This window comes from Bradyrhizobium sp. 2TAF24 (assembly GCF_052115025.1).
Classification (GTDB): Bacteria; Pseudomonadota; Alphaproteobacteria; order Rhizobiales; family Xanthobacteraceae; genus Bradyrhizobium_A.
Genome location: NZ_JBFRFW010000003.1, coordinates 128,163 through 140,006, shown reverse-complemented (window position 1 = coordinate 140,006; position 11,844 = coordinate 128,163). Strand labels below are relative to the sequence as shown.

Annotated in this window: 12 protein-coding genes; 6 read left to right on the top strand and 6 right to left on the bottom strand. The window is 66.6% G+C overall.

Annotation, left to right across the window (positions count from 1 at the left end; genetic code table 11):
- Positions 1-96 precede the first annotated feature (96 nt).
- Both AB4Z37_RS06570 and AB4Z37_RS06565 read left to right on the top strand, forming a co-directional pair.
- Positions 97-1,074 carry a hypothetical protein gene (locus AB4Z37_RS06570; RefSeq protein ID WP_441515898.1) on the top strand — a complete coding sequence of 326 codons (978 nt, stop codon included), beginning with the start codon at positions 97-99 and terminating at the stop codon, positions 1,072-1,074.
- 83 nt (positions 1,075-1,157) lie between these two features.
- Positions 1,158-1,961 carry an alpha/beta hydrolase gene (locus tag AB4Z37_RS06565; protein WP_441515897.1) on the top strand — a complete coding sequence of 268 codons (804 nt, stop codon included), beginning with the start codon at positions 1,158-1,160 and terminating at the stop codon, positions 1,959-1,961.
- Positions 1,962-2,045: 84 nt separating this feature from the next.
- On the opposite strand, the gene rpsU is transcribed toward AB4Z37_RS06565, so the two are convergent.
- The 3 genes from rpsU to purE all read right to left on the bottom strand — a co-directional run bounded on the left by rpsU (position 2,046) and on the right by purE (position 4,101).
- Complete coding sequence (gene rpsU / locus AB4Z37_RS06560; RefSeq protein WP_441515896.1) at positions 2,046-2,330, bottom strand: 30S ribosomal protein S21; 285 nt, start codon at positions 2,328-2,330, stop codon at positions 2,046-2,048.
- A 170-nt stretch (positions 2,331-2,500) separates the two neighbouring features.
- Positions 2,501-3,616 carry a 5-(carboxyamino)imidazole ribonucleotide synthase gene (locus AB4Z37_RS06555; protein WP_441515895.1) on the bottom strand — a complete coding sequence of 372 codons (1,116 nt, stop codon included), beginning with the start codon at positions 3,614-3,616 and terminating at the stop codon, positions 2,501-2,503.
- On the bottom strand, positions 3,613-4,101 hold the full coding sequence (gene purE / locus AB4Z37_RS06550) for a 5-(carboxyamino)imidazole ribonucleotide mutase (RefSeq protein ID WP_441515894.1): 489 nt from the start codon (positions 4,099-4,101) through the stop codon (positions 3,613-3,615). Before purE ends, AB4Z37_RS06555 begins: the two co-directional genes overlap by 4 nt.
- A 588-nt stretch (positions 4,102-4,689) precedes the next feature.
- Between purE and AB4Z37_RS06545 the strand changes: the two genes are divergently transcribed.
- On the top strand, positions 4,690-5,385 hold the full coding sequence (locus AB4Z37_RS06545) for a GGDEF domain-containing protein (protein ID WP_441515893.1): 696 nt from the start codon (positions 4,690-4,692) through the stop codon (positions 5,383-5,385).
- Positions 5,386-5,400: 15 nt separating this feature from the next.
- Here AB4Z37_RS06545 and AB4Z37_RS06540 read toward each other — a convergent pair whose 3' ends face one another.
- Complete coding sequence (locus AB4Z37_RS06540; RefSeq protein WP_441515892.1) at positions 5,401-5,607, bottom strand: YdcH family protein; 207 nt, start codon at positions 5,605-5,607, stop codon at positions 5,401-5,403.
- A gap of 347 nt (positions 5,608-5,954) precedes the next feature.
- Between AB4Z37_RS06540 and AB4Z37_RS06535 the strand changes: the two genes are divergently transcribed.
- Positions 5,955-6,140 (top strand): YdcH family protein, encoded by a 186-nt coding sequence (locus tag AB4Z37_RS06535; protein ID WP_441515891.1) that lies wholly within the window; start codon positions 5,955-5,957, stop codon positions 6,138-6,140.
- Here the strand turns inward: AB4Z37_RS06535 and AB4Z37_RS06530 are convergent.
- On the bottom strand, positions 6,137-6,358 hold the full coding sequence (locus tag AB4Z37_RS06530) for a hypothetical protein (protein WP_441515890.1): 222 nt from the start codon (positions 6,356-6,358) through the stop codon (positions 6,137-6,139). The genes AB4Z37_RS06535 and AB4Z37_RS06530 overlap by 4 nt on opposite strands.
- Positions 6,359-6,428: 70 nt before the next feature.
- Positions 6,429-7,529: an NAD(P)/FAD-dependent oxidoreductase gene (locus AB4Z37_RS06525; RefSeq protein WP_441515889.1), complete on the bottom strand. Its 1,101-nt coding sequence runs from the start codon at positions 7,527-7,529 to the stop codon at positions 6,429-6,431.
- 308 nt (positions 7,530-7,837) lie between these two features.
- Here AB4Z37_RS06525 and AB4Z37_RS06520 point away from each other — a divergent pair, with 308 nt between their 5' ends.
- Together AB4Z37_RS06520 and AB4Z37_RS06515 are read left to right on the top strand one after the other, a co-directional pair.
- Positions 7,838-10,501 (top strand): sensor domain-containing protein, encoded by a 2,664-nt coding sequence (locus AB4Z37_RS06520; RefSeq protein ID WP_441515888.1) that lies wholly within the window; start codon positions 7,838-7,840, stop codon positions 10,499-10,501.
- 214 nt (positions 10,502-10,715) lie between these two features.
- Positions 10,716-11,840, top strand: coding sequence for an ABC transporter ATP-binding protein (locus tag AB4Z37_RS06515; protein ID WP_441515887.1), 1,125 nt, complete (start codon positions 10,716-10,718; stop codon positions 11,838-11,840).
- Positions 11,841-11,844 lie beyond the last annotated feature (4 nt).

Here is an 11,844-nt window from a genome sequence, read left to right as displayed (position 1 = left end):
CGTTGCCACCGAACCGTCTTAGTTGATCCCTCAATCGGCCCAAAAGTTCCAGCATCACTCCCGCGGGGATCAAGGCGGTGGGGTCACGCGGACGTCATGTTGAAATACGTATCGCAATTCTTTTTGCAGATTTTTCCATCCATCATCGCGACGGTGGTGGGCGCCTATATTGTTAACTATTACATCGTTCCCAAGGCGCAGTCGGACACCAAGGCGTCCTACGCCAAGACGGCGCCGGCGAGCAGCAATGACCAGGGCGCCAGCGATGTGACGCCCAAGGATGTGATGCCTAAGGATGTGACGCCCAAGGATGCGTCCACCAAGGACACCTCACCCAAGACCGCGACATCCAAGATCGCCAAGGATGCGGCGTCCAAGGCGGAGACCGCCGTGGCGACGCCGGACGCGGCCAGGGGCAAGTCCACTGAAACTAAATCAACCGAGACCAAGGCCGAGAAGCCGGCGGAAGCCGTCAGGGTGATCGATCTGAGGCGCCCGTCGCCACGTGAGAAGGCGGTCGTCCACAACGCGCCGGCCGCACCAATGGCTCCGGCGGCGGCGACTGCCTCCGCTACCGAGACCGCAGTGCTGACGCCGTCAGTCGCTGACGAGCGGCGCGACCGCGACGCCAACGAGCTTGCCCGGGCCGCCATCGAGCGGCTGCGAACCTCCGAGCCGCCGCGCGCAGCGGAAGCGCCGCGGACTGCCGAGCCCGCGCGCGAGGCTGTTCGCGAGAATACGCGCGAGCCGGCCGCCACGGTCATGCCGCCGCGTGAGGCGGCGACGGCGAGCATCGTTGCCGCGCCGGCTCAACCGCGGCCGACCGTGCAGCCCCTGCCGCCGCCGGTGACCGTGGCCGTGCCGCCGGTCGAGGCTGTCCCCACGAGGCCTCTGCTGCCTTCTGCGGCTCCGGCGTCGACCGTGGCCGACGCCAACCGGCCGGTGCCGCCGGCCGATATTCCGGCGGGGCGTCCGCTCGACCTGCAGACGACCGCGTCGTCGTCCCGCCCCAACGTTGCCGACGACGTGCTGTCCGCGGCGCGTTCGATGATCCATGCGGTGGTGCCGCAGTAGCGGCACCGTCATGACCGTCAGCCGCCCGCCGCTCCGTGGACGGGGCACGGGGACCCAATCCAGATCATGAACAGGAGCGTGCCGTGACGCTGCTGCGCTGGGCTGCCCTTGTCGCGGCCGCGGGTTATGTCGCCGTGGTCGCCGTGTTGTTCGCGTTTCAGCGTTCGCTGCTGTATCCGGTGCCGCAGACCGAGGCGGTGACGCCCGCGGCTGCAGGTTTTCCGGCGGCGCAAGCGCTTCAGCTCGATACCGAAGACGGCGAACGGATCATCGCCTGGCACGTTCCGCCCAAGCCGGGAAAGCCGGTGGTCATCTTCTTCCATGGCAATGGCGAGGTGCTGGCATGGCGCGTACCGCGCTTCCGCGCCCTGGTCGCCGACGGCACGGGACTGCTGGCGGTGTCGTTTCGCGGCTACGGCGGCTCGACCGGGACGCCGACCGAGGAGGGGCTGCTGCGGGATGGTGCCGCCGCCTATCACTTTGCCGCCGCGCGCTATGCGCCGGCGCGGCTGGTGCCGTGGGGCTATTCATTAGGCAGCGGGGTCGCGGTCGCGCTCGCCACCACGCAGCCCGTGGCGCGGCTGATCCTGGAGGCGCCTTATACCTCGATCGTGGAGGTGGCCGCGGGCAAGTTTCCCTGGTTGCCGGTACGCTGGCTGATGCGCGACCGCTTTGCGTCCGACCAGCGCATTGCCGCCCTCAAGGTGCCGCTGCTGGTGATGCATGGCGAGCAGGATCAGGTCGTGCCCTTCGCGCTGGGGCAGCGGCTGTTCGCGCTCGCCCCGGCGCCGAAGCTGTTCGAGGGCTTCGCGCAGGGAACCCATGTCGATCTCGACGACCATGGCGCGCTGGCGATCGCGCGCCGCTTCCTCAACGAGGCATCCTGAGCGCGGCAGATGTTGCCCCGGCAACGAAAAACGCGGGCCTCGAGGGACCCGCGTTCGCGATCTCTTGAAACGTCGTGCCGACGATCAGCGCGGGCCGCGCGGACCTGCGCCGGGGCGGCCACGGTCAGCACCCGGAGCGCCGAAAGCCGGCTTCGGCTTCATCGGCAGCAGGCCTTCGCGCTGCAGCTTCTTGCGCGCGAGCTTGCGGGCGCGGCGAACGGCCTCGGCCTTTTCGCGAGCCTTCTTCTCGGACGGCTTCTCATAATGACCGCGGAGCTTCATCTCGCGGAAAATGCCCTCGCGCTGCATCTTCTTCTTCAGCGCCTTGAGAGCCTGGTCGACGTTGTTATCGCGGACAAGAACCTGCACGCAGCATCCTTTTGTGTGGTCTAATCAAATTTGAATTCGGAAGATTGCGAAGGACCGGCAGAGGCCACGTCATTCGTATCAAGGGCGCGGACATAACAGATCAAGCTGTGAATGTCCACCGGCCGGGGCCACTTTTGCGCATGGCTCCAGCCTTTTTCGACAGGGTCCGCTCAGTCGCCGGAGGGCCCGGGCGTCGTGGGTTTAACCTCGGTGACATGGCCCATTTTGCGCCCCGGACGGGCGGCCCCCTTGCCGTACAGGTGCACCGTCGCGCCGGGCACGGTCAGCCACTGCTCATAGCTGGCGATCTCGTCCCCGATCAGGTTGGTCATGGTCACGTCGCCATGCCGGACCGGATTGGCCAGCGGCCAGCCGGCGATGGCCCGGATGTGCTGCTCGAACTGCGACACCGAGGCGCCGTCCAGCGTCCAGTGGCCGGAATTGTGCACCCGCGGGGCGATCTCGTTGACCAGCAGCGCGGCGCCGGTTCCCGGCAGCGCGAACATCTCGACCGCGAGGACGCCGACATAGTCCAGCGCCTCGGCGATCCGTGTGGCGATGCCGCGCGCCTCCGCCGCCAGGGCCTCGGGGATCCGGGCCGGTGCGTGGGAGTATTTCAGGATGTGGTCGCTGTGCTCGTTCTCGGTGACGTCGAAACAGACCACGTGGCCGTCGGCGCTGCGCGCCGCGATCACGGAAATTTCCTTCTCGAACGGCACGAAGGCTTCGAGGATGGCGGACTTGGTGCCGAGGTCGGCCCACGCCGCCTCGAGGTCGTCGCCCTCGCGGATGATGGCCTGGCCCTTGCCGTCGTAGCCGAAGCGGCGCGTCTTCAGCACCGCGGGCGTGCCGATCTCCGCCAGCGCGGCCTTGAGGTCCTGCACCGAAGCGACGTCAGCGTAACGCGCGGTGGCGATGCCGAGCCGGGTCACGAAGTTCTTTTCGGCGAGGCGGTCCTGGGTCGTCTCCAGCACCTTGGTGTCGGGCAGCACCGGGCGCCGCGCTGCCAGGATCATGGCAGTCGCCGCCGGCACGTTCTCGAATTCATAGGTGATGACGTCGACGTCGGTGGCGAACAGCTCGAGCGCCTCGACATCGGCATATTCGGCGCAGGTGGCGCTTTGCACCACGTCAAATGCCGGGGAGTCCGGGTCCGGCGAGAACACCTGGGCGCGCAGCCCGAGACGAGCCGCCGCCAGCGCCAGCATCCGCCCCAGTTGTCCGCCGCCGAGAATGCCGATGGTGTCGCCGGGCTTCAGCTTCACCTGCCTTGAAGACGACGTCACGCCGAGCCCTCCGGGCGCTCGCCCACGGCATCGGTCTGCCGCTTGCGCCAGTCCGCGAGCCGGCCGGCGAGGCCGGCATCGGTCAGCGCCAGCACGCTGGCGGCGAGCAGCGCCGCGTTGGTGGCGCCGGCCTTGCCAATGGCCAGGGTCCCGACCGGGATGCCGGCCGGCATCTGCACGATGGAGTAGAGCGAATCCACCCCCGACAGTGCCTTGGACTCCACCGGCACGCCGAACACCGGCAGCTCGGTCAGGGAGGCGGTCATGCCCGGCAGGTGTGCCGCGCCGCCTGCGCCGGCAATGATAACGTGGAAGCCGGCAGCCTTGGCGCCCTTGGCGAAAGCGTAGAGCCGATCCGGCGTCCGATGGGCGGACACGATGCGCGTCTCATGGGCGACGCCCAGGCTGGTCAGCGTCTCCGACGCATGGCGCATGGTTTCCCAGTCGGACTGGCTTCCCATGATGATGGCGACTTTGGCTGTCATTTCAGATCGGTCTTCGCTGAAAATCCGGAATCAGATCGCGGAGCAGGCAGATATGTAGACTGTCCGCAAAGATGTCGACATGCGGCATACGCTCGGAACCCATGCGGCGTCAACGATTTGGCCGTCGCGCGGGGGTGCTGCCCGGCGGCCGTGCCGGGCGCCGCGCGGGCTGGCGGCTCCGCTGGAATACATTATCCTGTCGGCGCGAATCGGGACACTCACGTCCCGTCTCCGCATGACCGTCCAATTTGCCGCGCGCTCGTACGGTCATTCGGAGACATAGGGATACGAGCAAGATCAAAGGGCTAGTGTGGCTTTTGTCTCGCAATTGCCTATGAGAGACGCGCCGCAAAGGGAATAGGCAATTGCCAGTCGCCACACTAGGGAATTTGGACACTTGCGTTTTCCGGCAGCCCGGGGTGGCGAGGGGCGGAACTTGCGGCCCATGGTCCCGGTTCCCCCTGTGAGTGTTCACCCGACGCCATGCCCAGATCGCGCCAGTCGCACACCATGAAGCCGCCGGGGCGCCGGCGCCGGCCGTCTCCCGCCGAGACTGCCGCGACGCCTGCTGGCCGGACGCGCGCCGCCGTGCCCGGGAAGCGGCCGCGGAGCGCCAAGACTGTCGGCGCCAAGACTGTCGGAACCAAGACTGTCGGTACCAAGGCGGCGGGAACCAAGACCGCGACGACCAAGTCCGCGTCCCCCCGGCCGGTGGCCGAACGCGTCCGGCTGGAGACGCGGATCCGCAAGCTCACCGCGAAACTTGCCGAGGCGAAACGACGCATCGCGGAGCTGGAAGCCTGGGCCGAGACCGATCCCCTGCTCGACATCTTCAACCGCCGTGGTTTCGAGCGCGAGCTGACGCGGGCCATCGCCTATATCAGGCGCTACCGGGCCAGCGGTGCGGTGATCGCGCTCGACGTCGACCGTCTCAAGCCGATCAACGATACGTTCGGCCACGCTGCCGGTGACGCGGTGTTGAAGGCGATCGTCCATGTGGTGCTCAGCCACGTCCGGTCCTCGGACATGGTCGGGCGTCTCGGCGGCGACGAGTTCGCGGTGCTGCTGTGGAATCTGACCGAGGCCGACGCGAAGGCGAAGGCCGCCGCACTCGAGGATGCGATCGACCGCCTGACCTTCGTGTTCCGCGGTCACTCGATGTCGTCGGGGGCGTCCACCGGTGTCACCGTGCTCACGCCATCCGATGACGCACAGGGTGCGCTCGAGCGTGCCGATCAGGCAATGTATGCCCGCAAGGCCGAGCGCCGCAGGATGCGCTCCTGAAGCCGTAGCGCGGGCTCAGGCGATGATATCGGGGGTGATCTGGTCTTCGATGAAGGTGATGCGGTCGCGCAACTGCAGCTTGCGCTTCTTCAACCGCTGCAGGCGGAGCTGGTCAGGGGCGGGTGAGTGCTGCAACGCCTCGATGGCGGCGTCGAGGTCACGATGTTCCTGCTGCAGCCGGGCCAGTTCCAGAGCGAATTCCTGATTGTCCTGTTCGGTCATCATGCGCTGCAGTTGGATTGCGGGGGCGCCGGAACCGGCGCGGTTCCACAATCTCATTGCAGAAAATCATGATCCCTGCCAGCGGTCGGATCAAGTGGGCGCGGCGCCGCCATCCAGGCTGTGGAGAAGACACGGCTTCTGTCGTGTTGTGCAGAAGCGAGATGCCGCGCGCACTGACTGCTTCCGAGCATTGCGATGGACGCAGAGGCGAATCAAATTGGATCGTTTTCCTTATGCAATGACATTTCGCTGAGCTGTAACACGTTCCTGTCGACAGCCGCGCCGGCTAATGTACTATGACCCGTCCAGGTCCAGAGCTGAGGTCCATCTGATAGAGGAGACTTCTGATGGCAATTGAGGCGCATCTCGTTGAACTGGAACGCAAACATCGGGTTCTGGAAAGCGAATTGCACGATGCCATGAGGCATCTGTCCACGGACAATCTGTGGATCGTCGAATTGAAGCGCCGTAAATTGATGGTCAAGGACGAGATCGAGCGGTTGAAGCAAGCCGTGAGCGATACGCTCCATTAGGACTGAAATTCCTCATCTCCATCACTGACAGATTCATCACTGACATCCCGCTGATCGGCTGAGACAAAACGACGGACTTCAGGACTGGACAATCTCAGCCAGGCGTTGCGAACAAAAAAACAGCGCAAGTGCGGTGGGCGTGCCGGCGACATCGCCATGATGGACGAAAAGCCTGTTTCGGGCGGCCTTGCCCGGGACAGGCTTTCGTATTTGAGCATCCGCGCATCTCCGCGCCAGGCCTTATCGCGGTGCCGCCACGCAACCAGGCGCGTGGCGTCGTCACGGCGGCTATCGGGCCAGCAGCGCAACATGGTCGGCGATCGCGAGCGATGCCGTGAGGCCGGGCGATTCGATGCCGAACAGGTTGATCAGCCCATCGACGCCGTGATCGCGCGGGCCTTGAATCAGGAAGTCCTGCACCGCGATGTCCGGCGGCACGATCTTCGGACGGATGCCGGCATAGCCGGGCGCCAGCGCGCCGTCGGGTAGCGCCGGCCAGTAGCGGCGGATCGCCGGATAGAAGCGTGCCACACGCGCGGGATCGACCTCATAGTCCATCGTGCTGACCCACTCGACATCCGGCCCGAACTTCGCCTGCCCCGCCATGTCGAGGGTGAGGTGAACGCCGAGGCCGCCAGGTTCGGGGACCGGATAGATCAGGTGGGTGAACGGCGCGCGGGCATTGCAGCTGACATAGTTGCCCTTGGCGAGATAGGCGGTGGGAATATGCTCGCGCGACAGGCCGTCGATGGCGCGGGCCAGCGCCGGCGCCTGGAGCCCCGCGGCATTGACCAGCAGCCGACAAGCCAGCGTCATCGGCGCGTCGCCGCCGACCTCGGCGGTGATGCCGTCCGCCGCGATCACCGCACGCTGCAGCGGTGCGTTGAAGGCGATCATGGCGCCGGCCGCCTCGGCGTCGCCGCGCAGCGCCAGCATGTAGGCATGGCTGTCGATGATCCCGGTCGACGGCGACAGCAGTGCCGCCGTGCAGTTCAGCGCCGGCTCGAGCGCGCGTGCCGCAGCGGCATCGAGCAGGACGAGATCGTCGACGCCGTTGCCGGCTGCGCGGGCCCGGATGGCGCCGAGTTTGGCGTTGTCCTCGGCCGAGGTCGCGACGATCAGCTTGCCGCAGCGCCTGTGTGGAATGCCATGGTCCTCGCAATAGGCGTAGAGCGCGTGCTTGCCGGCGACGCAATGCCGCGCCATCAGGCTGCCTGCGGCATAGTAGATGCCGGCATGGATCACCTCGCTGTTGCGCGACGAGGTGCCGGTGCCGATATCGTCGGCGGCTTCGACAACGACGACCTCGCGGCCGGCCTGCGCGAGCCGGCGGGCAATGGCGAGGCCGACGACGCCCGCTCCGACGACGATACAATCAATCCTGTCCATCAGCTTCGTCCATCATCCCACGTCATGGGTCGTTGCCTGCCCGCCTGCATGACGTCATCCCGGAACGTGGTTCTTGCCCCTGATGACGTCAAACCACAGCGCCATGCGGCACGGCGCCATGGTGTTCAGGCTCTGTTAACCACAGCACGGCGAGGTCAGCGCTCTGTTTTATCACTGCATTAATCATGAATGGGCATTTGCCTTAATTTAAGTCAAGTTCGGAGCCCGGCCGGGTACGCGTTTACCCGATTCATACCGCTGCAAACAGAAACTCGCTCCCCGAATTGCGCGAGTGGCTGGTGAGTGGCATGCACAGTCGGGGGGGCGGCAAAGCGATCGGTCTCGCAACCGCGGCGGCATGCATGCTCGTGATGGGGCTCATGTCGGCGGTCGCGCTTGCCGGCGACAGCGTCGCCGTCGAGACCGGCGCCGATCCCAACATGATCTGGCTGATCCTGCTGACCGGCTTTGCCATTTTCTCCTGCCTCGCCGCGGTCATCGTCTGGATCATGTCGGCGCTGGAGCGCGCCAAGCGCAGCAACCGCCGCAACACCGCCTTCGTCCAGGCCGCGCTCAACAACATGAGCCTTGGCATCGTCATGGTCGATGCCGAGAACTGCCTGGTGTTCTGCAACGACAGCTATCTCAGGCTCTACACCCTGTCGCGTTCCGACCTGCATCTCGGCATGTCGGGCCGTGAGCTGTTCGAGATGCGTCGCCGGGTGTCCGGGTTCGAGTGCGATCCCGGCGAATTCTTCCGCGGCGTGACGAGCGACGCCGGCTACGTCACCGAACTGCCGGACGGGCGCGCGATCCTGGTCAAGCATCGCCGCCTGCGCAATGGCGGCACCATCTCCACCCACGAGGACATCACCGAACAGCGCCAGCTGTCACGCCAGCTCGCCACCACCAAGCGCTTCCTGGAGTCGGTGATCGACAACATACCGGTCTGTGTTGCCGCCAAGAGCATCGAGGATGGCCGCTATATCCTCGCCAACCGCGCCTTCGAGCAATTTTCGCAACTGCCGCGCGAACAGCTCATCGGCAAGCTCGCCGACGAGCTGTTCACGCTGCGGGCGTCGATCAGTGTCAACGAGCTCGACCGCGCCGCGATCGCCTCGCCGAGTGGACGGCTGCGCTCGGAATTTTCGGTCGAGCGCGACGGCCAGATGCGGGTGCTCGACAGCAACCGCGTGGTCGCACGCAACGAGAACGGTCAGCCCGAATTCCTGATCGCGCTGTTCGAGGATGTCACCGAACGCCGCAACCTCTCCAGCGAACTCGAAGACACCAAGAAGTTCCTGGAGATGATCATCGACAACATCCCGCTCGCGCTGGACGTCAAGCGCGTCAGCGATGGTCAGTACCTGTTCGTCAACCGCGGCGCCGAAAAGATCTTCCACCGCGAGCGCGAGGCGGTGGTCGGCTCGACCGTGGAGGAGATCTACGGATCTGCCGCGCGGCTGATCGTGGAGCGTGACAATATCGCGATCCGCAAGAAGGGCTCGACCGTCGAGGAGCAGCCGATCCAGACCCGCAACGGCCTGCGCCTGTTCCTGACGCGGCGCGTCACGGTACTCGACGAGGCGGGTGAGCCGCAATACCTGATCAAGACCAACGAGGACATCACCGATCGCCGCCAGACCGAGTCGCGCATCGCGCACATGGCGTATCACGACACCCTGACGGACCTGCCGAACCGGGCCGCCTTCATCCAGGCGCTGACCCAGATGATCGATGCCTGCGGCGGTACCAACGAGGAGTTCGCGGTGCTGTCGATCGACATGGATCGGCTGAAGGAAATCAACGATGTGTTCGGCCATTCGACCGGCGATCAGCTGCTGATCGAGGTGTCGCGCCGGATCCTGGAGGTCGCGCGCGGCGGCGTGGTCGCGCGCCTCAGCGGCGACGAGTTCGGCCTGATCATCGACGGTCCGCAGCCGCGCGCCGGCCTTGCGCTCGCCGAGCAGTTGATGGACTGCATGCGGGCCGAGTTCATGATCGACGGCAAGTCGGTCCGTACCGGGTTGACCATCGGCATCTCGATCTTCCCGCGCAACGGCGCCGACGCCGCGTCGCTGCTGGCGAACGCCAGCGTGGCGCTGTTCCGAGCCAAGGCCAAGGGCCGCGGTTCGGTCATCGTGTTCGAGGCGGAGACCGATCAGCAGATCCGCGACCGCCGCGTGCTGCACCAGGATCTCGCCGCCGCCGTTCGCAACGGCCAGCTGTCGCTCTATTACCAACCCCAGGCGCTCACCGGTCACGGCGTCATCGACCCGGAGTTCGTCGGCTTCGAGGCGCTGGCGCGCTGGATCCATCCGACGCGCGGTTTCGTGCCGCCCAGCGACTTCATTCCGCTGGCCGAGGAGAGCGGCCTGATCGTCGAACTCGGCGAATGGATCCTGCGCGAGGCCTGCCGCGAGGCGGCATCGTGGACGAAGCCGATGCAGGTGGCGGTCAACCTGTCGCCGGCCCAGTTCCAGCACGGCGATCTCGTCGGCCTCGTGCACTCGATTCTGCTGGAAACGGGGCTGCAGCCGGGACGGCTGGAGCTCGAGATTACGGAAGGCGTGCTGATCGACGACTTCGACCGCGGCCTGTCGCTGCTGCGCCGGCTCAAGGCTCTGGGTGTGCGCATCGCCATGGACGACTTCGGCAGCGGCTACTCGTCCCTGACCTATCTGCAGGCGTTCCCGTTCGACAAGATCAAGATCGACCGCACCTTCGTGCTCAATCTCGGCCGCAATGCCCAGTCCGCCGCCATCATCCGCGCCATGATCGGCCTCGGCCACGGCCTCGACATTTCCATCGTCGCCGAGGGGGTTGAGACCCAGGAGCAGCTCACCTTCCTCGCCCAGGAGAACTGCGACCAGGTGCAGGGCTATTTCCTCGGCCGCCCGGCGCCGATCGCGCAATATGCCGCCCTCGTGGGCGCGGCCTGGCACGACACCGACGCCCGCAAGACCGGCTGACGGCGCGCCATCGTTCCGTCAGGCCGGCTGCCCCGCCGCGGCGGGGACGATCCGCCCGCTGCGGCCAAAATCCCCTTGACCTTGCTGCCGGTCCGGCCGATTCCGGAGACCGGTTTTCGTCATCAAGGTTGAAGGAGGTTCTGCATCTTGGTGAAGCGGCGGGGGCGCGGTGCGCCGGCGGGTGTTGGTCCTGCGGTCGAGGGGGCAATGGGGCATGGCTGATCGTCGGCAGACCGCCACACAAGGCGCGCAGCCGCTGCTGCGCGTCGCATCCGTCGTCAAACGCTTCGGCAGCTTTACCGCGGTGGATGGCCTCTCGCTCGACATCCAGGCCGGTGAGTTCTTCGCCCTGCTCGGGCCGAGCGGTTGCGGCAAGACCACGCTGCTGCGCATGCTGGCGGGTTTCGAGGCGCCGGACGACGGCCAGATCCTGCTCGATGGCACCGACATCGCGCCGGTGCCGCCCTATCGGCGGCCGGTCAACATGATGTTCCAGAGCTACGCGCTGTTTCCGCACCTGACGGTCGCTGACAACATCGCTTTCGGGCTGCGCCGCGCCGGCATGCCGAAGCCACAGATTGCCGAGCGCGTCCAGGAGATGCTGGCGCTGGTTCGGCTCGAAGAGCTTGCCGCCCGCAAGCCCGACCAGCTCTCCGGCGGCCAGCGCCAGCGCGTCGCGCTCGCCCGGGCGCTGGCGCGGCGGCCGCGCATCCTGCTGCTCGACGAGCCGCTGGCGGCGCTCGACAAGAAGCTGCGCGAAAGCACCCAGGCCGAGCTGCTCGACGTGCAGCGCCGGCTCGGCACCACCTTCGTCATCGTTACCCACGACCAGGACGAGGCGATGACGGTCGCCGACCGCATCGGGGTGATGGACCGCGGCCGCCTCGTCCAGGTCGCGACGCCGCGCGATCTCTACGAGGCGCCGAACTCGCGCTGGATCGCCGGCTTCGTCGGCGACATCAATATGATCGAGGGCGCCGTCACGGCGCGTGGCGCCGGCGAGATCACCGTCGCCGGCCGCGACGCCGGGCCGATCGTCGCAACCGCCGCCGCGCCCGATCGCGCCGCGAACGAGGTCTGCATCGCCATCAGGCCGGAGAAGATCCGCCTTGTGCCGGCGGACGCCGCGGACCAGACGGAGCGCAACCGGCTGGCCGGCGAGGTGCTCGACGTCACCTATCTCGGCGCCGCATCGGTCTGCCGTATCCGGCTCGATGGCGGCTGTGTGCTGCGGGTGTCGGCAGCGAACGGCTCGCGCCGGGCCGGCGACGGGGTTGCGGCGGGGCAGCGTGTGGTCGCGACCTTCGCGCCGGACGCCTGCGTCGTGCTGGAGGCGTGACGCC

Excerpts from the sequence above, each read along its gene's own strand:
- AB4Z37_RS06570 (WP_441515898.1), top strand. The coding sequence starts at position 97 with ATGTTGAAATACGTATCGCAATTCTTTTTGCAGATTTTTCCATCCATC.
- purE (WP_441515894.1), bottom strand. The coding sequence starts at position 4,101 with ATGACAGCCAAAGTCGCCATCATCATGGGAAGCCAGTCCGACTGGGAA.
- AB4Z37_RS06515 (WP_441515887.1), top strand. The coding sequence starts at position 10,716 with ATGGCTGATCGTCGGCAGACCGCCACACAAGGCGCGCAGCCGCTGCTG.
- AB4Z37_RS06535 (WP_441515891.1), top strand. The coding sequence starts at position 5,955 with ATGGCAATTGAGGCGCATCTCGTTGAACTGGAACGCAAACATCGGGTT.
- AB4Z37_RS06525 (WP_441515889.1), bottom strand. The coding sequence starts at position 7,529 with ATGGACAGGATTGATTGTATCGTCGTCGGAGCGGGCGTCGTCGGCCTC.
- AB4Z37_RS06530 (WP_441515890.1), bottom strand. The coding sequence starts at position 6,358 with ATGCTCAAATACGAAAGCCTGTCCCGGGCAAGGCCGCCCGAAACAGGC.
- AB4Z37_RS06520 (WP_441515888.1), top strand. The coding sequence starts at position 7,838 with ATGCACAGTCGGGGGGGCGGCAAAGCGATCGGTCTCGCAACCGCGGCG.
- AB4Z37_RS06540 (WP_441515892.1), bottom strand. The coding sequence starts at position 5,607 with ATGACCGAACAGGACAATCAGGAATTCGCTCTGGAACTGGCCCGGCTG.